At 69.3% G+C, this 23097-nt stretch carries 20 protein-coding genes; 3 read left to right on the top strand and 17 right to left on the bottom strand.

Translation table 11 applies throughout. The features are described 5' to 3' along the window. Positions 1–37: 37 nt before the first annotated feature. The gene (gene recQ / locus ACFY3C_RS21330; protein WP_390771866.1) at positions 38–2077 is read right to left on the bottom strand and encodes a DNA helicase RecQ; all 2040 of its coding nucleotides are present in this window, start codon (positions 2075–2077) and stop codon (positions 38–40) included. Between the two features lie 328 nt (positions 2078–2405). Between recQ and ACFY3C_RS21325 the strand changes: the two genes are divergently transcribed. Beyond that, complete coding sequence (locus tag ACFY3C_RS21325) at positions 2406–2951, top strand: hypothetical protein (RefSeq protein WP_390771865.1); 546 nt, start codon at positions 2406–2408, stop codon at positions 2949–2951. A gap of 61 nt (positions 2952–3012) precedes the next feature. On the opposite strand, the gene nuoN is transcribed toward ACFY3C_RS21325, so the two are convergent. The 14 genes from nuoN to ACFY3C_RS21255 are packed head-to-tail and all read right to left on the bottom strand — an operon-like array spanning position 3013 to position 18915. Beyond that, positions 3013–4662 carry an NADH-quinone oxidoreductase subunit NuoN gene (nuoN, locus tag ACFY3C_RS21320; RefSeq protein WP_390771864.1) on the bottom strand — a complete coding sequence of 550 codons (1650 nt, stop codon included), beginning with the start codon at positions 4660–4662 and terminating at the stop codon, positions 3013–3015. Beyond that, positions 4659–6230, bottom strand: a complete 1572-nt coding sequence (locus tag ACFY3C_RS21315) for an NADH-quinone oxidoreductase subunit M (RefSeq protein WP_390771863.1) — start codon at positions 6228–6230, stop codon at positions 4659–4661. The genes nuoN and ACFY3C_RS21315 overlap by 4 nt, the downstream gene beginning before the upstream one ends. Before the next feature lie 5 nt (positions 6231–6235). Next, positions 6236–8131: an NADH-quinone oxidoreductase subunit L gene (nuoL, locus tag ACFY3C_RS21310; RefSeq protein ID WP_386577120.1), complete on the bottom strand. Its 1896-nt coding sequence runs from the start codon at positions 8129–8131 to the stop codon at positions 6236–6238. A gap of 15 nt (positions 8132–8146) precedes the next feature. Continuing rightward, positions 8147–8446, bottom strand: coding sequence for an NADH-quinone oxidoreductase subunit NuoK (gene nuoK, locus ACFY3C_RS21305; RefSeq protein WP_386577119.1), 300 nt, complete (start codon positions 8444–8446; stop codon positions 8147–8149). Next, entirely contained in the window at positions 8443–9285 is an 843-nt protein-coding gene (locus tag ACFY3C_RS21300) for an NADH-quinone oxidoreductase subunit J (protein ID WP_390771862.1), read from the bottom strand. The genes nuoK and ACFY3C_RS21300 overlap by 4 nt, the downstream gene beginning before the upstream one ends. Then, positions 9282–9911 carry an NADH-quinone oxidoreductase subunit NuoI gene (nuoI, locus tag ACFY3C_RS21295; RefSeq protein WP_390771861.1) on the bottom strand — a complete coding sequence of 210 codons (630 nt, stop codon included), beginning with the start codon at positions 9909–9911 and terminating at the stop codon, positions 9282–9284. The genes ACFY3C_RS21300 and nuoI overlap by 4 nt, the downstream gene beginning before the upstream one ends. Beyond that, the gene (gene nuoH, locus ACFY3C_RS21290; RefSeq protein ID WP_390771860.1) at positions 9904–11268 is read right to left on the bottom strand and encodes an NADH-quinone oxidoreductase subunit NuoH; all 1365 of its coding nucleotides are present in this window, start codon (positions 11266–11268) and stop codon (positions 9904–9906) included. Before nuoH ends, nuoI begins: the two co-directional genes overlap by 8 nt. Then, on the bottom strand, positions 11265–13769 hold the full coding sequence (locus ACFY3C_RS21285) for an NADH-quinone oxidoreductase subunit G (RefSeq protein ID WP_390771859.1): 2505 nt from the start codon (positions 13767–13769) through the stop codon (positions 11265–11267). The genes nuoH and ACFY3C_RS21285 overlap by 4 nt, the downstream gene beginning before the upstream one ends. Beyond that, a complete protein-coding gene (nuoF, locus tag ACFY3C_RS21280; RefSeq protein WP_386577114.1) occupies positions 13766–15109 on the bottom strand; it encodes an NADH-quinone oxidoreductase subunit NuoF in 1344 nt (447 codons plus the stop codon). The genes ACFY3C_RS21285 and nuoF overlap by 4 nt, the downstream gene beginning before the upstream one ends. Continuing rightward, entirely contained in the window at positions 15109–15891 is a 783-nt protein-coding gene (gene nuoE, locus ACFY3C_RS21275) for an NADH-quinone oxidoreductase subunit NuoE (RefSeq protein ID WP_386577113.1), read from the bottom strand. Before nuoE ends, nuoF begins: the two co-directional genes overlap by 1 nt. Further along, the gene (locus ACFY3C_RS21270) at positions 15888–17228 is read right to left on the bottom strand and encodes an NADH-quinone oxidoreductase subunit D (protein ID WP_389187400.1); all 1341 of its coding nucleotides are present in this window, start codon (positions 17226–17228) and stop codon (positions 15888–15890) included. The genes nuoE and ACFY3C_RS21270 overlap by 4 nt, the downstream gene beginning before the upstream one ends. Next, positions 17225–17989 carry an NADH-quinone oxidoreductase subunit C gene (locus tag ACFY3C_RS21265; protein WP_386577111.1) on the bottom strand — a complete coding sequence of 255 codons (765 nt, stop codon included), beginning with the start codon at positions 17987–17989 and terminating at the stop codon, positions 17225–17227. The genes ACFY3C_RS21270 and ACFY3C_RS21265 overlap by 4 nt, the downstream gene beginning before the upstream one ends. Continuing rightward, positions 17986–18540, bottom strand: coding sequence for an NADH-quinone oxidoreductase subunit B family protein (locus ACFY3C_RS21260; RefSeq protein WP_023547484.1), 555 nt, complete (start codon positions 18538–18540; stop codon positions 17986–17988). The genes ACFY3C_RS21265 and ACFY3C_RS21260 overlap by 4 nt, the downstream gene beginning before the upstream one ends. Before the next feature lie 15 nt (positions 18541–18555). After that, complete coding sequence (locus ACFY3C_RS21255; protein WP_003992243.1) at positions 18556–18915, bottom strand: NADH-quinone oxidoreductase subunit A; 360 nt, start codon at positions 18913–18915, stop codon at positions 18556–18558. A 745-nt stretch (positions 18916–19660) separates the two neighbouring features. Here ACFY3C_RS21255 and ACFY3C_RS21250 point away from each other — a divergent pair. Then, a complete protein-coding gene (locus ACFY3C_RS21250; protein WP_386577110.1) occupies positions 19661–20479 on the top strand; it encodes a C40 family peptidase in 819 nt (272 codons plus the stop codon). A 116-nt stretch (positions 20480–20595) separates the two neighbouring features. Here ACFY3C_RS21250 and ACFY3C_RS21245 read toward each other — a convergent pair whose 3' ends face one another. After that, positions 20596–20970, bottom strand: coding sequence for a hypothetical protein (locus tag ACFY3C_RS21245; protein ID WP_390771858.1), 375 nt, complete (start codon positions 20968–20970; stop codon positions 20596–20598). A gap of 199 nt (positions 20971–21169) precedes the next feature. On the opposite strand from ACFY3C_RS21245, the gene def reads away from it, so the two are divergent. Then, positions 21170–21793, top strand: coding sequence for a peptide deformylase (gene def, locus ACFY3C_RS21240; RefSeq protein ID WP_390771857.1), 624 nt, complete (start codon positions 21170–21172; stop codon positions 21791–21793). Here the strand turns inward: def and ACFY3C_RS21235 are convergent, their stop codons facing one another. Further along, a complete protein-coding gene (locus ACFY3C_RS21235; RefSeq protein ID WP_390771856.1) occupies positions 21794–23077 on the bottom strand; it encodes a geranylgeranyl reductase family protein in 1284 nt (427 codons plus the stop codon). Between the last annotated feature and the right edge of the window lie 20 nt (positions 23078–23097).

Here is a 23097-nt window from a genome sequence, read left to right as displayed (position 1 = left end):
TGCCGCCCCCAGACCGTCGTACGTCGCCTTCGGCGCGCTACATCCAGTCGTCCGGCTCCGGCTCTTCCCCCGGCTCGGGCCAGTAGTCGTCCGGGGAGTCGCCGGGCGCGGGCGAGGCGCCGCTGGCAGGGGAGGCTCCACCCGCGGGGGAGCCACCGGCAGCGGTGCCCGGTGCGTCCAGGGAGTTCAGCACCTCCAGCACCCCTTCCCCGTACGTCGCCAGCTTCTTCTCGCCGACCCCGCTCACCGTGCCCAACTCCCGCACCGAGCCGGGCCAAGAGGTGACGATCTCCCGGAGGGTGGCGTCGTGGAAGATGACGTACGCCGGGACGCCCTGTTCCCGGGCCTGTTCGGCGCGCCAGGCACGCAGGGCCTCGAAGGCGGGGAGCAGCGAGTCGGGCAGCTCGACCGCGGCGGCCTTGGCCTTGCGCTCGCCCCGGCCGGAGGAGGCACCCGAGCCCGACCGCGACGTGGCCGGCTTCATCGGCTCCTTGCGCAGCGGCACCTCCCGCTCCCGCCGCAGCACCGAACCGCTCGCCTCGGTGAGCACCAGCGTGCCGTACTCCCCCTCGACCGCCAGCAGCCCCTGCGCCAGCAGCTGCCGGACGACACCCCGCCACTCGGCCTCGGCGAGGTCCTGGCCGATGCCGAACACGGACAGCTGGTCGTGGTCGAACTGGATCACCCTGCCGGTGCGCTTGCCGAGCAGGATGTCGACGATCTGTACCGCGCCGAACTTCTGCCCGCGCTCCCGCTGCAGCCGTACCACCGTCGACAGCACCTTCTGCGCGGCGATCGTGCCGTCCCAGGTCTCCGGCGGGGTCAGGCAGGTGTCGCAGTTGCCGCACCCCGTGGCGGAGGGCTCCTGGCCGAAGTAGGCCAGCAGCTGCCCGCGCCGGCACTGGGCGGTCTCGCACAGGGCGAGCATGGCGTCGAGGTGGGTGGAGGCCCGGCGGCGGAACGCCTCGTCGCCCTCGCCGGACTGGATCAGCTTGCGCTGCTGGATGACGTCGTTGAGGCCGTAGGCCATCCAGGCGGTGGAGGACAGTCCGTCGCGGCCCGCGCGGCCCGTCTCCTGGTAGTAGCCCTCGATCGACTTGGGCAGGTCCAGGTGGGCGACGAAGCGCACGTCCGGCTTGTCGATGCCCATACCGAAGGCGATGGTCGCGACCACGACCAGGCCCTCCTCGCGCAGGAACCGGGACTGGTGGGCCGCGCGCGTGCCCGCGTCCAGGCCCGCGTGGTACGGCACCGCCTCGATGCCGTTGCTGCTCAGGAACTCGGCCGTCCGCTCCACCGAGTTGCGGGAGAGGCAGTACACGATGCCGGCGTCGCCCGCGTGCTCCTCCCGCAGGAAGGCGAGCAGCTGCTTCCTGGGGTCGGCCTTGGGCACGATCCGGTACTGGATGTTGGGCCGGTCGAAGCTGGCGACGAAGTGGCGGGCCCTCGGCAGGTCCAGCCGCTGGGTGATCTCCTGGTGGGTGGCGTGTGTGGCCGTGGCGGTGAGGGCGATCCGCGGGACGTCCGGCCAGCGCTCGCCGAGCAGGGAGAGGGCCAGGTAGTCGGGGCGGAAGTCGTGGCCCCACTGGGACACACAGTGCGCCTCGTCGATGGCGAAGACGGAGATCTTGCCGCGGGAGAGCAGGTCGCGCGTGGCCTCGACCCGCAGCCGCTCCGGGGCCAGGTACAGCAGGTCCAGCTCGCCGGCGAGGAACTCGGCCTCGACCACGCGCCGCTCGTCGAAGTCCTGCGTGGAGTTGATGAAGCCGGCCCGCACGCCGAGGGCACGCAGGGCGTCCACCTGGTCCTGCATCAGCGCGATCAGCGGCGAGATCACCACGCCCGTACCGGGTCTGACCAGGGCCGGGATCTGGTAGCACAGCGACTTGCCGCCGCCGGTCGGCATGAGGACGAGGGCGTCCCCGCCCGCCGCCACATGCTCGATGATCGCTTCCTGCTCACCGCGGAAGGCCTCGTATCCGAAGACCCGGTGCAACGTGGCCAGCGCCTCGCTCGCGGCCGCGCCCGGCCCCTCGGTCGTCCTTGGCATCTCGCTGATCCCGCCCGTCGCGCCCATCGTCCTGTCCCCCGAGTCCGTCCCCCGTGCGTCGTCCCTCGACCACTGCGTCCACGATAGGCGCCCGCGCCGACAGCGTCGGAAGTTGTCCACAGGTGCGAGTGATTTGTCGTATCAGCCCACCGACTGTTTCCGGACAGTCGATCCTGCACCCCATCGGGTGCGTCGGGTGCTGCCCAAAGGTCACCGCTCAACCCATTGGGCGCCTCTGGATGGCCACTCCCCTCGCCCGGGGACAGGCTGCTGGAGCGGGCCGGGGAGGCCCGCCCGCCGCCGGACCACGCTTCGCACTCCGGTACACCCGCGTCTGCCCTAGGAGCCCCGCCCCATGATCGCTCGCCTCGCCGGAGCCGCCCTCGCCCTCGTCTCGGCCCTCGCCGTGCCCGCCTCCGTGCCCGCCCACGCCGCCGGCCAGGACGTCTTCACCGACCCGCAGCTGACCGCGGCGTACACGGCGACGGCGTTGTACCGCTACGAGCCGTTCGCGACCGCCGACGGCTACGAGCCGCACGTGTGTCTGGCCAGCGCCGAGGGCGCCATGGGCTTCCACTACTTCAACGAGTCCCGCTTCGGCTCCCTCGACCCGAAGAAGCCGGCCGGCCTGCTCTACGAGAACGCCGCCGACGGCGGGCGCCGGCTCGTGGGGGTGGAGTGGGTGGTCCCGGTCACCGGCAAGAACATGAAGCGGCCCCGCCTGTTCGGGCAGGACTTCCAGGGCCCGATGGCCGGCCACTACCCGGGCATGCCCACCCACTACGACCTGCACGTGTGGCTCTACAAGAAGAACCCCCGCGGTCTCTTCTCCCAGTGGAACCCGACCGTGACGTGCCCTTCGTCGGCGATGCCGGGCATGTCGAAAATGTCGAGCCACTGACAGGCGACGGCCCCGGCTCCTCGCTCGGAGGAACCGGGGCCGCAGGGCCGTGGCGCGGGCCTCAGCGCACGAACACTCCCGCCTGGCTCGCCAGGTTCAGGAAGTACTGCGGAGCCACACCGAGCACCACCGTGACCGCCACGCCCACCCCGATCGCCGCCATGGTCAGCGGCGACGGCACGGCCACGGTCGGGCCCTCGGGCCTCGGCTCGCTGAAGAACATCAGCACGATCACCCGGATGTAGAAGAACGCGGCGATCGCCGAGGAGATCACACCGACCACGACCAGCGGGGCCGCACCGCCATCCGCCGCCGCCTTGAAGACGGCGAACTTCCCGGCGAAACCGGAGGTCAGCGGGATACCGGCGAAGGCCAGCAGGAACACCGCGAACACGGCCGCCACCAGCGGCGACCGGCGGCCGAGCCCGGCCCACTTGGACAGGTGCGTCGCCTCGCCGCCCGCGTCGCGCACCAGCGTGACCACCGCGAAGGCACCGATCGTCACGAACGAGTACCCGGCCAGGTAGAACAGCACGGACGACACGCCGTCCTTCGAGGTCGCGATGACACCCGCGAGGATGAATCCGGCGTGCGCGATCGACGAGTACGCCAGCAGCCGCTTGATGTCGGTCTGCGTGATCGCGATGATCGCGCCGCCCAGCATGGTGACGACCGCCACCGCCCACATGACCGGCCGCCAGTCCCAGCGCATGCCGGGCAGGACGACGTACAGCAGGCGCAGCAGCGCACCGAACGCCGCCACCTTCGTCGCCGCCGCCATGAAGCCGGTCACCGGGGTCGGCGCGCCCTGGTAGACGTCGGGCGTCCACATGTGGAACGGCACCGCGCCCACCTTGAAGAGCAGGCCCATCGCGATCAGGGCGCTGCCGAGCAGCAGCAGCGCGTCATTGCCCATGGTGCCCGCGAGGGCCGGGTCGACGCTGGTGACCGTGCCGTCGACGACCTGCGCGATGCGCGCGTACGACACCGAGCCCGCGTAGCCGTACAGCAGGGCGATGCCGAACAGCGTGAACGCCGAGGCGAACGCGCCGAGCAGGAAGTACTTGACCGCGGCCTCCTGCGACATGAGCCGCTTGCGGCGGGCCAGCGCACACAGCAGGTACAGCGGCAGGGAGAAGACCTCCAGGGCCACGAACAGCGTCAGCAGGTCGTTGGCCGAGGGGAAGATCAGCATGCCGGCGATCGCGAAGAGCAGCAGCGGGAAGACCTCGGTGGTGGTGAACCCGGCCTTAACGGCGGCCTTCTCGCTGTCGCTGCCCGGCACGGACGCGGCCTGCGCCGCGAACGAGTCGACCCGGTTGCCGTGCGCCTCCGGGTCCAGACGCCGTTCGGCGAAGGTGAACAGGGCGACCAGACCGGCCAGCAGGATCGTGCCCTGCAGGAACAGGGCCGGCCCGTCGACCGCGATCGCTCCCATGGCCGCGATGTGCGCCTTCGTGGTGCCGTAGCCGTCGGCCGCCAGGGCGACCACCGCGGCGAATGCGGCACAGAGGGCCACGACGGCCACGAACACCTGCGCGTAGTAACGGGACCGGCGCGGGACGAACGCCTCGATCAGCACGCCGACCAGCGCCGCACCGACGACGATCAAGGTCGGCGACAATTGCCCGTACTCGATCTTCGGCGTGGGGATCTTCGAGATCGGCTCGGCCGCGTTTGTCCACAGGCTGTGGACGGCTGTTGCGCTCACTTGGCCGCCTCCACCGAGGGCTTGGGATCGGTCTTGTGTACGTCGGACATGGTCTGCTTGACCGCCGGGTTGACGATGTCCGTGACGGGCTTCGGGTAGACGCCCAGGAAGATCAGCAGCACGATCAGCGGTGCGACGACCACCAGCTCGCGCGCGCGGAGGTCGGGCATCGCCGAGACCTCGGGCTTGACCGGGCCCGTCATCGTGCGCTGGTACAGCACGAGGGTGTAGAGCGCGGCGAGCACGATGCCGAAGGTGGCGATGATGCCGATCGCCGGGTAACGCGTGAACGTGCCGACCAGGACCAGGAACTCGCTCACGAACGGCGCGAGTCCGGGCAGCGAGAGAGTGGCGAGGCCACCGATCAGGAAGGTGCCGGCGAGCACCGGGGCGACCTTCTGCACACCGCCGTAGTCGGCGATGAGGCGCGAGCCGCGCCGGGAGATCAGGAAGCCGGCGACCAGCATCAGCGCGGCCGTGGAGATGCCGTGGTTGACCATGTAGAGCGTGGCGCCGGACTGGCCCTGGGTGGTCATCGCGAAGATGCCCATGATGATGAAGCCGAAGTGCGAGATCGACGCGTAGGCGACCAGGCGCTTGATGTCCCGCTGGCCGACGGCGAGCAGAGCGCCGTAGACGATGCTGATGAGCGCCAGTACGAGGATGACGGGCGTCGCCCACTTGCTGGCCCCCGGGAACAGCTGAAGGCAGAAGCGGAGCATCGCGAAGGTGCCCACCTTGTCGACGACCGCGGTGATGAGGACGGCGACCGGGGCGGTGGCCTCCTGCATGGCGTTGGGCAGCCAGGTGTGCAGCGGCCACAGCGGCGCCTTCACCGCGAAGGCGAAGAAGAAGCCGAGGAACAGCCAGCGTTCGGTGTTCGTCGCCATGTGCAGCGAGCCGTTGGCGCGCGCCTGGGCGATCTCCTGGAGGCTGAAGTTCCCGGCGACCACATAGAGGCCGATCACCGCGGCCAGCATGATCAGGCCACCGGCCAGGTTGTAGAGCAGGAACTTCACCGCCGCGTACGACCGCTGGGTGGCGGCCGCCTTCTCGCCGTGCTCGTGGGCACGGTCCCCGAAGCCGCCGATGAGGAAGTACATCGGGATGAGCATGGCTTCGAAGAAGATGTAGAAGAGGAAGACGTCGGTGGCCTCGAAGGAGATGACCACCATCGCCTCGACCGCCAGGATCAGCGCGAAGAAGCCCTGGGTGGGCCGCCAGCGGCGGCTGCCGGTCTCCAGCGGATCGGCGTCGTGCCAGCCGGCGAGGATCACGAACGGGATCAGCACCGTGGTCAGCGCGATGAGCGCCACCGCGATGCCGTCGACGCCCACTTCGTAGCGGACGCCGAAGTCCGCGATCCAGGCGTGCGATTCGGTGAGCTGGTAGCGGGCGCCGTCCGGGTCGAAGCGGACCAGGACGGTGATCGCCAGGGCGAGCGTGGCGAGCGAGACCAGCAGCGCCAGCCACTTCGCGGCGGTGCGCTGTGCGGCCGGTACGGCGGCCGTGGCGACGGCCCCGATGGCCGGGAGCGCCGCCGTCGCTGTCAGCAGAGGAAACGACATCGGTATCAGACCGCCCTCATCAGCAGGGTCGCGGCGACCAGGAGTGCCGCACCGCCGAACATCGAGACCGCGTAGGAACGGACGAAGCCGTTCTGGACCCGGCGGAGCCGGCCCGACAGGCCGCCGAAGCCGGCCGCCGTGCCGTTGACGACGCCGTCGACCAGAGTGTGGTCGACGTACACCAGGGAGCGCGTGAGGTGCTCGCCGCCGCGCACCAGGACGACGTGGTTGAAGTCGTCCTGGAGCAGGTCGCGCCGGGCGGCCCGGGTGAGCAGCGATCCGCGCGGGGCGACGACCGGGACGGGCTTGCGGCCGTACTGGGCCCAGGCGATGCCGACGCCGATGACCAGGCACACCATCGTCGCGCCGGTGACCGTGGCCGCACTGACCGGCGAGTGGCCCTCGCTGTGGCCGGTGACCGGCTCCAGCCAGTGCAGGAAGCGGTCGCCGATGCTGAACAGCCCACCGGCGAAGACCGACCCGAACGCGAGCAGGACCATCGGGATCGTCATGACCTTGGGCGACTCGTGCGGGTGCGGCTCGTTGCCGTTCTCGTCCGGCTGCCAGCGCTTCTCGCCGAAGAACGTCATCAGCATCACGCGCGTCATGTAGAACGCGGTGATGGCCGCGCCCAGCAGGGCCGCGCCGCCGAGGATCCAGCCCTGGGTGCCGCCCTTCGCGAAGGCCGCCTCGATGATCGCGTCCTTGGAGAAGAAGCCCGACAGGAGCGGGAAGCCGATGATGGCGAGGTAGCCGAGACCGAAGGTGACGAAGGTGACCGGCATGTACTTCCTGAGGCCGCCGTACCTGCGCATGTCGACCTCGTCGTTCATGCCGTGCATGACGGAACCGGCGCCGAGGAACAGACCGGCCTTGAAGAAGCCGTGCGTCACCAGGTGCATGATCGCGAAGACGTAGCCGATGGGGCCGAGGCCGGCGGCGAGGATCATGTAGCCGATCTGCGACATGGTCGAGCCGGCCAGCGCCTTCTTGATGTCGTCCTTCGCGCAACCGACGATCGCACCGAAAAGGAGCGTGACCGCACCGACGACGGTGACGGCGAGCTGGGCGTCGGGGGCCAGGTTGAAGATGGCCGCGGAGCGGACGATCAGGTACACACCCGCGGTCACCATCGTCGCGGCGTGGATCAGGGCCGACACCGGGGTCGGACCCTCCATGGCGTCCCCGAGCCAGGATTGCAGCGGCACCTGGGCCGACTTGCCGCATGCGCCGAGCAGCAGCAGCAGGCCGATCGCGGTGAGTTTGCCCTCGGAGGCGTCACCGGCGTGGCTGAAGACCGGGCCGAAGGCGAAGCTGCCGAAGGTGGTGAACATCAGCATGATCGCGATCGACAGGCCCATGTCGCCGACGCGGTTGACCAGGAAGGCCTTCTTCGCCGCCGTGGCCGCGCTGGGCTTGTGCTGCCAGAAGCCGATCAGCAGGTAGGACGCGAGACCGACGCCCTCCCAGCCGACGTACAGCAGCAGGTAGTTGTCGGCGAGGACGAGCAGCAGCATCGCCGCGAGGAACAGGTTCAGGTAGCCGAAGAAGCGGCGGCGCCGCTCGTCGTGCTCCATGTACCCGACCGAGTAGAGGTGGATCAGCGAGCCGACGCCGGTGATCAGCAGGACGAACGTCATCGACAGCTGGTCGAGGCGGAAGGTGACGTCCGCCTGGAAACTGCCGACCGAGATCCACGTCCACAGGTGCTGGGTCAGGGTGCGGTGTTCGGCGTCCTTGCCGAGCAGGTCGGCGAAGAGGATCAGGCCGAACACGAAGGAGACGGCCGACAACAGGGTGCCGACCCACTGGCCGACGGCGTCCAGCCGCCGGCCGCCGACCAGGAGGACGGCCGCTCCGAGCAGGGGCGCCGCAATCAGCAGCGCGATCAGGTTCTCCACGATTCTTCCGACCCCTTACAGCTTCATCAGGCTGGCGTCGTCGACCGAGGCCGAGTGGCGGGTACGGAACAGCGACACGATGATCGCGAGACCCACCACGACCTCCGCGGCGGCGACGACCATCGTGAAGAAGGCGATGATCTGGCCGTCGAGGTTGTCGTGCATCCGGGAGAAGACGACGAACGCGAGGTTGCAGGCGTTGAGCATCAGCTCGATGCACATGAACACGACGATCGCGTTGCGCCGGATCAGCACCCCGGTCGCGCCGATGGTGAACAGGAGAGCGGCGAGGTAGAGGTAGTTGACGGGGTTCACTTCGACGCCTCCTCGGACCGCTTGAACGTCGTCGGCTCGATCTCGGTCCGTTCCAGGCGCTCCTCGGCGCGCTGTTCCAGGGCCCGCAGGTCGCCCAGCGCCTCCGCCGACACGTCACGGATCTGGCCGCGCTCGCGCAGCGTCTTGTTGACGGTCAGCTCGGACGGGGTGCCGTCGGGCAGCAGGCCCGCGATGTCCACGGCGTTGTGCCGGGCGTAGACACCGGGGGCGGGCAGCGGCGGCAGGTGCTTGCCCTCGCGGACGCGCTGCTCGGCCAGCTCGCGCTGCGTCCTGGCGCGCTCGGTGCGCTCGCGGTGGGTGAGCACCATGGCACCGACGGCGGCCGTGATCAGCAGGGCGCCGGTGATTTCGAAGGCGAAGACGTACTTGGTGAAGATGAGGGCGGCGAGGCCCTCCACGTTGCCGTGCGCGTTCGCCTGGCCGGTGCCGTTGAACTCCTTCAGGGAGGCGTTCCCGATGCCGGCGAACAGCAGGACGCCGAAGCCGACCCCGCACAGAAGGGCCAGCCAGCGCTGGCCCTTGATGGTCTCCTTCAGCGAGTCCGCGGCCGTGACGCCGACGAGCATCACCACGAAGAGGAACAGCATCATGATCGCGCCGGTGTAGACGACGATCTGCACGATCCCGAGGAAGTAGGCGCCGTTGGCGAGGTAGAAGATCGCCAGGATGATCATGGTCCCGGCGAGGGAGAGCGCGCTGTGCACGGACTTCTTCATGAAGACGGTGCACAGGGCGCCGATCACCGCGATCGTGCCGAGGACCCAGAACTGGAAGGCCTCACCGGTGGAGGTGGTGTAGGCCGCGAGCTGCAGGCTCATGCGTCCACCTCCTCGTCCTCGGCCGCGCCCGAAGGGCCTGGGGATTGAGGCTGTTCGCCCTTGGAGACGGCCACCTGTCGTACGGTCCCCGGCGCGGCCTCCGTCACCAGGCCCCGGTAGTAGTCCTGTTCGTCGGTGCCCGGGAAGATCGCGTGGGGCGTGTCGACCATGCCCTCTTCGAGGCCGGCGAGCAGCTGCTCCTTGGTGTAGATCAGGTTGGCGCGACTGGAGTCGGCCAGTTCGAACTCGTTGGTCATCGTCAGCGCGCGCGTGGGGCACGCCTCGATGCACAGCCCGCACAGGATGCAGCGGGCGTAGTTGATCTGGTAGACGCGGCCGTACCGCTCGCCCGGGGAGTAGCGCTCCTCGTCGGTGTTGTCGGCGCCTTCCACGTAGATGGCGTCGGCGGGGCAGGCCCAGGCGCACAGCTCGCAGCCGATGCACTTCTCCAGGCCGTCCGGATGGCGGTTGAGCTGGTGCCGTCCGTGGAACCGCGGAGCCGTGGTCTTCTGCTGCTCCGGGTACTGCTCCGTCAGCCGCTTCTTGAACATGGCCTTGAAGGTCACGCCGAAGCCGGCCACGGGATTCTGGAAACCGGGCTTGGTCTCCTTGGGCTCCTCAGCCATCGGACGCCTCCTTTCCATCCGAAGATCCGTCACTGACAGTGTCCGATCCGCCACTGACAATCAGCTCCCGGTCCCGGCGCGAGCGGCGCCTCGGCACCGGCGGCAGCTCCTGTCCGGGCAGCGGCGGTACGGGGAATCCGCCCGCCATCGGGTCGAACCCGGGCTGCTGGGCGGCGGGCTGCTCGGCCGTCTTCGCCTTCTCGCGGAACATGTCGGCGATGAAGGAGATCAGCAGCAGGGCCAGGACCCCGCCGCCGACGTAGAGGGCGATGTCGGCGAAGTCGTAGTTCTCGTTGCGCAGCGCCCGCACGGTCGCGACGAGCATCAGCCAGGTCACCGAGACCGGGATGAGGACCTTCCAGCCGAGCTTCATCAGCTGGTCGTAGCGCACGCGCGGGAGCGTGCCGCGCAGCCAGATGAAGAAGAACAGCAGCAGCTGGACCTTGATGACGAACCAGAGCAGCGGCCACCAGCCGTGGTTCGCGCCCTCCCAGAAGCCGCTGATCGGCCACGGGGCGCGCCAGCCGCCGAGGAACAGGGTGGTCGCCACGGCCGAGACCGTCACCATGTTCACGTACTCGGCGAGCATGAACATCGCGAACTTGATCGAGGAGTACTCGGTGTTGAAGCCGCCGACCAGGTCGCCCTCGGACTCCGGCATGTCGAAGGGGGCGCGGTTGGTCTCGCCGACCATCGTGACGATGTAGAGGATGAAGGAGACCGGCAGCAGCAGGATGTACCAGCGGTCCTGCTGCTGTTCGACGATCGTCGACGTCGACATCGACCCGGAGTAGAGGAACACGGAGGCGAACGCGGCGCCCATGGCGATCTCGTAGGAGATCATCTGCGCGCAGGAGCGCAGGCCGCCGAGCAGCGGGTAGGTGGATCCGGAACTCCAACCCGCGAGGACGATGCCGTAGATGCCGACGGAGGCGACCGCGAGGATGTAGAGCATCGCGATCGGCAGGTCGGTCAGCTGCATCGCGGTGCGGTGCCCGAAGATCGAGATCTCGTCGTCGGCCGGACCGAAGGGGATCACCGCGATCGCCATGAAGGCCGGGATGGCCGCGACGATCGGCGCGAGGACGTAGACCACCTTGTCCGCGCGTTTGACGATGATGTCTTCCTTGAGCATCAGCTTGATGCCGTCGGCGAGCGACTGGAGCATGCCCCAGGGGCCGTGCCGGTTCGGACCGATGCGCAGCTGCATCCAGGCGACGACCTTGCGCTCCCAGACGATGGAGAACAGCACGGTCACCATCAGGAAGGCGAAGCAGAACACCGCCTTGACGACGACCAGCCACCAGGGGTCGCTGCCGAACATCGAGAGGTCTTCAGCGGCGAGGTACGGGCTCATGCCTCCACCTCCTTGGGGGCCGCGTCGGCGCGTGCCGCCGGGCCGATACGGACGAGGGAGCCGGGCTGCGCGCCGGTGTCGGAGGCGACGCCCGAGCCGACGGAGTTCAGCGGGAGCCAGACCACCCGGTCGGGCATCTCGGTGATCTGGAGGGGGAGTTCGACCGTGCCGGCCGACCCGGTGACGGCGAGGAGATCGCCGTCGCTGACGCCGGCCTCGGCGGCGGTCGCCGACGACACCCGCGCGCGTGCGGCGTGCCGGGTGCCGGCGAGCGCCTCGTCGCCCTCCTGCAGGACACCGTGGTCGAGCAGCAGCCGGTGTCCGGCGAGTACGGCCTCACCCGCGGCGGGGCGGGGCAGCGCGGTCGCGGTCTCCATGGGCTCGGAGGCGCGCGGGCCGTCCCAGGCGCCGAGCCGGTCGATCTCCGCGCGAGCGGTGCGCAGGTCCGGCAGGCCCAGGTGGACGTCCATGGCGTCGGCCAGCATCTGCAGCACACGCCCGTCGGTCGGGGCGAGGCGGCGGGTCATCTGGTCGGGCTTGAGCGCGGCCTCGAAGAAGCGGACCCTGCCTTCCCAGTTGAGGAAGGTGCCGGCCTTCTCGGCGACCGCGGCGACCGGCAGGACGACGTCGGCGCGCTCGGTAACCTCGCTGGGCCGCAGCTCCAGCGACACCAGGAAGCCGACGCTGTCGAACGCCTCGCGCGCGCGTGCCGGGTCGGGCAGGTCGGCGGCCTCGACTCCGGCGACCACCAGGGCCGACAGTTCGCCGGTGGCGGCGGCCTCGATGATCTGGTGGGTGTCGCGGCCGTAGCGCAGGGGCAGTTCGGAGAGCCCCCAGACGGCGGCGACCTCCTCCCGCGCGCGCGGGTCGGTCGCGGGGCGGCCGCCCGGCAGCAGCGACGGCAGCGCGCCCACCTCGACGGCGCCGCGCTCGCCCGCCCGTCGCGGGATCCACACCAGCTGTGCGCCGGTCGCGGAGGCGGCGCGTACGGCGGCGGTGAGTGCGCCGGCCACCGCGGCGAGCCGCTCTCCCACGACGATCACCGCGCCCTCGGCACGCAGGGCCTCGGCGGCCTTCGTACCGGGCTCCTCCAGGCCGACACCGCTCGCGAGGGCGTCCAGCCACTCGGTCTCGGTGCCGGGAGCGGCCGGCAGCAGCGTGCCGCCCGCCTTCTCCAGGCCGCGGGTGGCGTGTGTGGCCAGCGAGAACACCCGCTGCTTGTGCCCCCGCCAGGCCTTGCGCAGCCGCAGGAAGACGCCGGGCGCCTCCTCCTCCGACTCGAACCCGACGAGCAGGACGGCGGGCGCCTTCTCCAGGGAGGTGTACGTGACGCCCGTACCGTCGAGGTCACGGCCGCGGCCGGCGACCCGGGCCGCCAGGAAGTCGGCCTCCTCGCCGCTGTGCACGCGCGCGCGGAAGTCGATGTCGTTCGTGCCGAGCGCCACGCGCGCGAACTTGCTGTACGCGTAGGCGTCCTCGACGGTCAGGCGGCCGCCGACGAGGACACCGGCCCGGGAGCGGGCTGCGGTCAGCCCGCGCGCGGCCGCTTCCAGCGCCTCCGGCCAGGAGGCGGGCTCCAGGACACCTTCGGCGTTACGTACGAGCGGGGTGTCGAGGCGGTCCTTGAGCTGCGCGTACCGGAACGCGAAGCGTCCCTTGTCGCAGATCCACTCCTCGTTGACCTCGGGGTCGTTGGCGGCGAGCCGCCGCATGACCTTGCCGCGCCGGTGGTCGGTGCGGGTCGCGCAGCCACCGGAGCAGTGCTCGCACACCGACGGCGAGGAGACCAGGTCGAAGGGGCGGGAGCGGAAACGATAGGCCGCGGAGGTGAGCGCGCCGACCGGGCAGATCTGGATGGTGTTCCCGGAGAAGTACGACTCGAAGGGGTCGCCCTCGCCGGTGCCGACCTGCTGGAGCGCGCCCCGTTCGAGCAGCTCGATCATCGGGTCGCCGGCGACCTGGTTGGAGAAACGGGTGCAGCGGGCGCACAGCACGCACCGCTCACGGTCGAGCAGCACCTGTGTGGAGATCGGGACGGGCTTCTCGTACGTCCGCTTGCGGCCCTCGAAGCGGGACTCCGCGTTGCCGTGCGACATGGCCTGGTTCTGCAGCGGGCACTCGCCGCCCTTGTCGCAGACCGGGCAGTCCAGCGGGTGGTTGATGAGCAGCAGCTCCATCACACCGTGCTGGGCCTTCTCGGCGACCGGGGAGGTGAGCTGAGTCTTCACCACCATCCCGTCCGTACACGTGATCGTGCAGGACGCCATGGGCTTGCGTTGGCCCTCGACCTCGACGATGCACTGGCGGCAGGCGCCGACCGGGTCGAGGAGGGGGTGGTCGCAGAAGCGGGGGATCTCGATGCCGAGCTGCTCGGCGGCGCGGATGACCAGGGTGCCCTTGGGCACGCTGATCTCCACGCCGTCGATCGTCAGCGTGACGAGGTCCTCCGGCGGGACCGCCGCCTCTCCCCCTCCGGAGGGAGCGCTGGTGGTCACGGTCATGCGTTCACCTCCGGGCGGTCGGCCCAGGCCGTCGACTTTGCCGGGTCGAAGGGGCAGCCCCGGCCCGTGATGTGCTGCTCGTACTCCTCGCGGAAGTACTTGAGCGAGGAGAAGATCGGCGAGGCGGCGCCGTCGCCGAGGGCGCAGAAGGACTTGCCGTTGATGTTGTCGGCGATGTCGTTCAGCTTGTCGAGGTCGGACATGACGCCCTTGCCGGCCTCGATGTCCCGCATCAACTGCACGAGCCAGTACGTCCCTTCACGGCACGGTGTGCACTTGCCGCAGGACTCGTGGGCGTAGAACTCGGTCCAGCGGGTCACCGCCCGCACCACGCAGGTCGTCTCGTCGAAGCACTGCAGGGCCTTGGTCCCGAGCATGGAACCCGCTGCGCCCACTCCCTCGTAGTCGAGCGGGACGTCGAGGTGCTCGTCGGTGAACATCGGTGTCGAGGAGCCGCCCGGCGTCCAGAACTTGAGGCGATGCCCGGGCCGCATGCCGCCGCTCATGTCGAGGAGCTGGCGGAGCGTGATGCCGAGCGGCGCCTCGTACTGGCCGGGGCTCGCGACGTGACCGCTGAGCGAGTAGAGCGTGAAGCCGGGCGACTTCTCGCTCCCCATCGACCTGAACCAGTCCTTGCCGTTTTTCAGGATGGCGGGAACCGACGCGATCGACTCGACGTTGTTCACAACAGTCGGGCAGGCATAGAGCCCTTCGACCGCAGGGAAAGGGGGACGGAGCCGCGGTTGACCACGGCGGCCTTCGAGCGAGTCGAGCAGTGCGGTCTCCTCACCGCAGATGTACGCGCCGGCGCCGGCGTGCACGGTGAGTTCGAGGTCGAGTCCGCTGCCCAGGATGTTCTCGCCGAGGTATCCCGCCGCGTAGGCCTCGCGCACGGCCTCGTGCAACCGCCGCAGAACGGGGACGACTTCACCACGCAGATAGATGAAGGCATGCGACGACCTGATGGCATAGCACGCGATCACAATGCCCTCGATGAGGCTGTGCGGGTTCGCGAAGAGGAGCGGGATGTCCTTGCAGGTCCCGGGCTCCGACTCGTCGGCGTTGACGACTAGATAGTGCGGTTTTCCATCACCCTGGGGAATGAACTGCCACTTCATTCCGGTCGGGAATCCCGCGCCGCCGCGCCCGCGCAGACCTGAGTCCTTGACGTACGCGATCAGGTCGTCCGGCGACATGGCGAGCGCCTTGCGGAGCCCCTCGTACCCCTCGTGCCTCCGGTAGACGTCCAGAGTCCAGGACCGGTCCTCGTCCCAGAAGGCCGACAGCACGGGTGCGAGCAGCTTCTCGGGGCTGGTGTCCTTGAGTTCGGTCACGGTCATCACTCCCCCTCCTCCTCGGCCCGGCCCGCGGACGGAGCGTCCTTTGGTTCCTGGCCGCGCGGATGGACCACGCGCGCGGGTGCGGCCTCTCCCCTTGCCAGGCGAAGGCCCACCAGCGAAGCGGGTCCCGCACCGCCGCTCTCCTCGACGGCCCCTGGCCGCTCGTCGGGGAAACCGGCCAGGATCCGCGCGGTCTCCTTGAAGGTGCACAGCCGCGCCCCGCGCGTGGGCTGCACGGGCCGTCCGGCGCGCAGGTCGTCCACCAGACGCTTGGCGCTGCCGGGGTTCTGGTTGTCGAAGAACTCCCAGTTGACCATCACGACCGGCGCGAAGTCGCAGGCAGCGTTGCACTCGATGTGCTCCAGGGTGACCTTGCCGTCGTCGGTGGTCTCGCCGTTGCCGACGCCCAGGTGCTCCTGGAGGGTTTCGAAGATCGCGTCGCCGCCCATCACCGCGCACAGCGTGTTGGTGCACACGCCCACCTGGTAGTCACCGGACGGCCTGCGCCGGTACATGGTGTAGAAGGTGGCGACGGCGGTGACCTCGGCCGTGGTCAGGTCGAGCATGTCCGCGCAGAACTGCATTCCGGTGCGTGTGACATGCCCTTCCTCCGACTGCACGAGGTGGAGCAGCGGCAGCAGGGCGGACCGGGAGTCCGGGTAGCGCGCGATCACCTCACGCGCGTCCGTCTCCAGCCGGGCCCGGACGTCGTCCGGGTACGCGGGTGCGGGCAGTTCGGGCATGCCCAGGCTGACGCCCCGCTCCGAAGAAGAGGTGGTCACCGGTCGACGCCTCCCATCACGGGGTCGATGGACGCCACGGCGACGATGACGTCGGCGACCTGGCCGCCCTCGCACATCGCCGCCATGGCCTGCAGGTTGGTGAAGGACGGGTCGCGGAAGTGGACCCGGTAGGGGCGGGTGCCGCCGTCGGAGACGGCGTGCACCCCGAGTTCGCCCTTGGGTGACTCGACGGCCGTGTACGCCTGTCCGGGCGGGACGCGGAAGCCCTCGGTGACCAGCTTGAAGTGGTGGATCAGGGCCTCCATGGAGGTGCCCATGATCTTCTTGATGTGGTCGAGGGAGTTGCCGAGTCCGTCCGGTCCCAGGGCGAGCTGGGCGGGCCAGGCGATCTTCTTGTCGGCGACCATGACCGGGCCGGGCTGGAGCCGGTCCAGGCACTGCTCGACGATCCTGAGCGACTGGCGCATCTCCTCCAGGCGGACCAGGAAGCGGCCGTAGGCATCACAGCTGTCGGCGGTCGGGACGTCGAAGTCGTACGTCTCGTAGTCGCAGTACGGCTGGGCCTTGCGCAGGTCGTGCGGCAGGCCGGCGGAGCGCAGGATCGGGCCGGTGGCGCCGAGGGCCATGCAGCCGGCCAGGTCGAGGTAGCCGATGTCCTGCATACGGGCCTTGAAGATGGGGTTCCCGGTGGCGAGCTTGTCGTACTCCGGGAGGTTCTTCTTCATCTTCTTCACGAACTCGCGGATCTGGTCCACCGCGCCGGGCGGCAGGTCCTGGGCGAGTCCGCCGGGCCTGATGTACGCGTGGTTCATGCGCAGGCCCGTGATGAGCTCGTAGATGTCGAGAATCATTTCACGATCACGGAATCCGTAGATCATGATCGTGGTGGCGCCCAGCTCCATGCCGCCGGTGGCGATGCACACCAGGTGGGAGGACATCCGGTTCAGCTCCATCAGGAGCACCCGGATGATCTTGGCGCGCTCGGTGATCTGGTCCTCGATGCCGAGGAGCTTCTCGACGGCGAGGCAGTAGCCGGTCTCGTTGAAGAAGGACGTCAGGTAGTCCATGCGCGTCACGAACGTGGTGCCCTGCGTCCACGTGCGGTACTCGAGGTTCTTCTCGATGCCCGTGTGGAGGTAGCCGATGCCGCAGCGGGCCTCGGTGACCGTCTCGCCCTCGATCTCCAGGATCAGGCGGAGCACTCCATGGGTGGACGGGTGCTGGGGACCCATGTTGACGACGATGCGCTCGTCGTCGGCGCGGGCCGCGGACTGGACGACCTCGTCCCAGTCGCCACCGGTGACCGTATATACGGTGCCCTCGGTGGTCTCGCGCGCCGAAGCGGCGGAGGCCGCGGATGCTGACTGCGTGCTCACGAGTACGACCTCCGCTGGTCCGGAGCCGGGATCTGGGCGCCCTTGTACTCGACGGGAATGCCGCCGAGGGGGTAGTCCTTGCGCTGCGGATGGCCCTGCCAGTCGTCCGGCATCATGATCCGTGTCAGGGCCGGGTGACCGTCGAAGACGATCCCGAAGAAGTCGTAGGTCTCGCGCTCGTGCCAGTCGTTGGTCGGATAGACGGAGACCAGGGACGGGATGTGCCGGTCGCTGTCGGGGGCGCTGACCTCGAGACGGACGAGCCGGTTGTGGGTGATCGAGCGCAGGTGGTACACGGCGTGCAGCTCGCGTCCCTTGTCGCTCGGGTAGTGGACGCCGCTGACGCCCGTGCACAGCTCGAAGCGCAGGGCCGGGTCGTCGCGCAGGGTGCGGGCGACGCGGACCAGGTGCTCGCGTTCGATGTGGAAGGTCAGCTCGTCCCGGTCGACGACCGTCTTCTCGATGGCGTTCTCCGGGAGGAGGCCCTGCTCCTCCAGGGCTCCCTCCAGTTCGTCGGCGACCTCGTCGAACCAGCCGCCGTAGGGCCGGTTCGCCGGACCCGGGAGCCGGACCGAGCGGACCAGGCCTCCGTAGCCGGAGGTGTCGCCGCCGCCCGCGGCGCCGAACATGCCGCGCTGGACGCGGATCTCCTCGCCGCCCTGGCCGCGCTGGCCGGGGAGGTTGGAGGCGGAGAGGTCCTTCTCGGGGTTCACCCCGTTCGCGGACCCGTTCGCGCCGTTGGTGCCGTTCGCGTCGCTCACCGCAGCAGCCCCTTCATCTCGATCGTGGGCAGGGCCTTGAGCGCCGCCTCCTCCGCCTCGCGGGCCGCCTCCTCGGCGTTCACGCCGAGCTTGGAGGTCTGGATCTTGTGGTGGAGCTTGAGGATCGCGTCCATCAGCATCTCGGGCCGCGGCGGACAGCCGGGGAGGTAGATGTCGACGGGGACGATGTGGTCGACGCCCTGGACGATCGCGTAGTTGTTGAACATGCCGCCCGAGGAGGCGCAGACGCCCATGGAGATCACCCACTTGGGGTTGGGCATCTGGTCGTAGACCTGCCTGAGCACCGGCGCCATCTTCTGGCTGACCCGGCCGGCGACGATCATCAGGTCCGCCTGGCGCGGCGAGCCGCGGAAGACCTCCATGCCGAAGCGCGCGAGGTCGTAGCGGCCGGCGCCGGTGGTCATCATCTCGATGGCGCAGCACGCCAGGCCGAAGGTGGCGGGGAAGACGGACGCCTTGCGCACCCAGCCCGCGGCCTGCTCGACGGTGGTCAGCAGGAAGCCGCTCGGCAGCTTTTCTTCGAGTCCCATGTCTTTAAAGGCCCCTCAGTCCCATTCCAGGCCGCCGCGCCGCCATACGTACGCGTACGCGACGAAGACGGTGAGCACGAAGAGCAGCATCTCCACGAGCCCGAAAATCCCCAGGGCGTCGAAGGTGACGGCCCAGGGGTAGAGGAAGACGATCTCGATGTCGAAGACGATGAAGAGCATCGCCGTCAGGTAGTACTTGATGGGGAAGCGCCCGCCGCCGGCCGGCGTGGGGGTCGGCTCGATACCGCACTCGTAGGCCTCGAGCTTGGCGCGGTTGTACCGCTTCGGACCGATCAGCGTGGCCATGACCACGGAGAAGATCGCAAAGCCTGCCCCGAGGGCTCCCAGTACGAGGATGGGCGCATACGCGTTCACCGCTCCTCGCTCCTCTCAGTCGGCACTGACTGGTGGCGGTTGCACTGGGCTCACACCCGCCTCACCGGTCCCACGAGCCCCGGTCGTCCCGGGCGAAGATCGAGAACATGTGAAGCAGGTCACAAGCCCAACTGCCTCGCATCTTATGCCCGCCACTCTGTGATCTGCGACACGGGGTATTACACAAGCTTTGTGATCTCCACCACCTGACGAAGGATCATGAAGTCGGATGATGGGTGATCTTCGTACGCGAAGCGTTCAGGTGATCACCAGAAGTGACATTTTCGCTCGTCGCCGCAGGCCGGAGGGGTCGTCTCCATATCAAGAGAGTTCCGCTGCATGCAAATTGGCGCTGAACCCAGGGCCCTGATAGAGGACCGCATTCACACATCAGGGGGAGCCCCGAGGCGGGATGTGGACGCGCGGCGAATGCGTGCACACGTTCACGAGCTGCCGCCCGCGCGTGACGCCACCCTTCCGGTAACCGTTCCGTGACCTCCGCCACATCCATGAGAGCGGTCCGAGAACCGGGCTTGGCCATCCACCCGAACCAGTGGTAGGTGCGGGGCAATTCGGACGTAATGATCAAAGGCCGTGATCAAAGGCTTGATCACGGTCGTCCGCAATGTCCGTTACGGCGTCAATAAAGAGCGACACGCCCGGGTTTCGAGGTCTCGATTGAACAACTGTGGCGCAGCACACGTTTCTTGAAGATATGAAGGAGCCCCTGGTACCGGTTATTCCCATGTCCCACACCGCTCACATACGCAGCCACCGGAAGCCCCGCCGCAGCAGCGCCTCGACCATCGCCGTGCGGGCCGGAGTCGCCAGTGGCGTCCTCGGCACCCTGGCAGTCGCCGGTGCGTCCGGTTCGGCGAACGCGGCCGAGCCGGTGACGCAGACCCTCGAACTGCCCACCCTGACGGCCGACCTGGCCGCTCAGGTCGCCCAGTCCGCGGACGCCACGCAGCAGGCCGCCGCGAACTACCAGCTGCAGGCCGAGCGCGACCAGGCCGCCGCAAACGCCGCGAAGCAGGCCAAGTCGGACCTCGCGGACGCGAAGCAGAAGGCGGCGGAGGCCAAGAAGAAGGCTCAGGAGGCCGCCCGCAAGGCCGCCGCCGAGCGTGCCTCGCGCAGCGCGGAGCGGACGACGCTCTCCACCACGGCGAACACCGGCACGAGCACCTCCACCGGCTCGTCCACGGCCACCGGTTCGGCCGCGGCGGTCCTCGCCTTCGCCAAGGCACAGATCGGCAAGAGCTACGTTCTGGGCGCCTCCGGCCCCAACGCGTGGGACTGCTCCAGCCTCGTGCAGGCCGCCTTCAAGCAGGCCGGCATCAGCCTGCCGCGCGTCTCCCAGGACCAGTCCACCCAGGGCACCCCGGTCTCGCTGAGCAACCTGCAGCCGGGCGACATTCTCTACTGGGGCAGCGCGGGCAGCGCGTACCACGTGGCGATCTACGCCGGCGACGGCATGTTCGTCGGTGCGCAGAACCCGTCCACGGGCATCGTGGAGAAGCCGCTGTCGTACGACCCGCCGACCGGCGCCGTGCGGGTGCTCTGAGCACTCGGCACACCACTTACGCGCGCAGGGCCGCAGCCGCTCGGGGGCAGCGGCCCTTCGGGCTCATCCCGCCCCCTCACCTCCAGGGCGATCCGGGCAAATTCGCCCTATTGGGCTCATCCCAGGTCGAAGGTGTTGGGGAGACCCATCCGGTACCGCAGCTCGTCGACGCGCTTGAGGACCTCCGTCTCGGGCGGGCGGAACAGCTCCCGGATCCGACAGCGCCCGGTGTCCGAATTGTCCGCGCCCAGGAGGGCGTTGACGGCCCGGCGCGCGGCCTCGTGGGCGCCCTCCGTCGTCGCCAGGTCCACATCCGTGCGGACGTAGTCGCCGGCGAGGAAGAAGTCGGGCACCGCCGTCTGCGCCGACGGACGGCTGTAGAGCGCCCCCGTGGGGTGGATGAGGAGTTCCCGGTTCTGCGGGTCGGGGCCGCCCAGGCCGGTCACCGCGGGGTCCATGAACCAGCCGAGCCGGTCCTCGTCCCTGAGCACCGACCACACCCCCTGCAACCGCTCCCCCGGCCGCCGTCAGGAAGCTCCTCCGGAAGGTGCCGACGTGTCCGGCGAGCCCCTGTGACTGCTGCGCGTGTTCTGTTGTCATGAGTCCCGGAGGGCAGGGAGGGGCGCCGGAGGCCGGAAGCCCGCTGCCCTGTCACCCACAGCATCCTCACAAACACAGGGAGACACAGCGATGCCACGCGTTTTCGTCCAGGGCAACCCGGCCGACCACTACCCGCGTCACGCCCCCGAGGCCGGGCGCGGTGCGGTGCGCCGCATCACCGAGGTCGGCGAGGAGGTGCTGCACAAGCCCTGCCGGGATGTCACGGAGTTCGGACCCGACCTCGCCGCGCTCATCGACGACATGTTCCTCACCATGTATGTCGCCGAGGGGGCGGGGCTGGCGGCGAATCAGGTCGGGGTCGATCTGCGCCTGTTCGTGTACGACTGCCCCGATGACGACGGAGTCCGGCATGTCGGCCACATCGTCAATCCCGTGCTGGAGACGCACCTGAACGGCCGGCGGCTGCTGGACGAGGGCGAGGGGTGCCTGTCGGTGCCGGGCGCCGTCCTGGCCGTACCGCGGCCGGACCGGGCCGTCGTGCGCGGGCAGGACAAGGACGGCGAACCCGTGGTCATCGAGGGCACGGGGTACTTCGCGCGCTGTCTCGCCCACGAGACCGACCACACCAACGGGTACATCTACCTGGACCGGCTCTCCAAGCGGGAGAAAAAGGACGCGCTGCAGCAGATGGCGGACCGGCGGGACGAGGTGTACGCCCGCCGGACCGCCAACGCGGCGGCTCTCAGCACCTGATCACGCCTTCGGGGCCACCTTGCTCAGGCCGTTGATGATGCGGTCCATCGCGTCGCCGCCCGTCGGGTCGGTGAGGTTCGCGAGGAGCTTCAGGGTGAACTTCATCAGCTGCGGGTGGGTGAGACCGCGCTGGGCGGCGATCTGCATGACCTTCGGGTTGCCGATGAGCTTCACGAAGGCGCGGCCGAGCGTGTAGTAGCCGCCGTAGGTGTCCTTGAGGACGCGCGGGTAGCGCTGCAGGGCGATCTCGCGCTGGGCGGGCGTGGCCCGCGCGTGGGCCTGGACGATGACGTCGGCGGCGATCTGGCCGGACTCCATGGCGTAGGCGATGCCCTCGCCGTTGAAGGGGTTCACCAGGCCGCCGGCGTCGCCGACGAGCAGCAGGCCCTTGGTGTAGTGCGGCTGGCGGTTGAAGGCCATGGGGAGGGCGGCGCCGCGGATGGGGCCGGTCATGTTCTCGGGGGTGTAGCCCCACTCCTTGGGCATGGACGCGCACCAGGCCTTGAGGACCTCGCGCCAGTCCAGTTCCTTGAAGGAGGCGGAGGTGTTGAGCACGCCGAGGCCCACGTTGGAGGTGCCGTCGCCCATGCCGAAGATCCAGCCGTAGCCGGGCAGCAGACGGTCCTGGGAGCCGCGGCGGTCCCACAGTTCCAGCCAGGACTCCAGGTAGTCGTCCTCGTGGCGTGGCGAGGTGAAGTACGTGCGCACCGCTACGCCCATCGGGCGGTCCTCGCGGCGGTGCAGGCCCATCGCCAGGGACAGGCGGGTGGAGTTGCCGTCGGCGGCGACGACGAGCGGCGCGCGGAAGGTGACCTCGCGCTTCTCCTCGCCGAGCTTTGCGGTGACGCCGGTGATGCGGCCCGTGCGGTCGTCGATGACCGGACCGCTGACGTTGCACAGCTCGAAGAGCCGCGCTCCCGCCTTCTGGGCCTGGCGGGCGAGTTGCTCGTCGAAGTCGTCGCGCTTGCGGACGAGACCGTAGTTCGGGTAGGCGGCGAGATCCGGCCAGTCCAGCTGGAGTCGCGAGCCGCCGCCGATGATGCGCAGGCCCTTGTTGCGCAGCCAGCCGGCCTCTTCGGAGATGTCGATGCCCATGGCCACGAGTTGCTTGACCGCGCGCGGGGTGAGGCCGTCGCCGCAGACCTTCTCCCGGGGGAACTCGGTCTTCTCCAGCAGGAGAACGTCGAGTCCGGCCTTGGCGAGGTGGTACGCGGTGGTGGAGCCGGCTGGCCCCGCGCCCACGACGATCACATCGGCGGTGTTGTCGGAGAGGGGCTCGGTCACGGCGGGATCTCCCCAAGGTT

Origin of the sequence: Streptomyces sp. NPDC001410, assembly GCF_042895235.1 — a bacterium.
GTDB lineage: Bacteria > Actinomycetota > Actinomycetes > Streptomycetales > Streptomycetaceae > Streptomyces.
Note: the sequence above shows the minus strand (reverse complement) of the source record. Positions and strands in the feature narration are given on the sequence as shown.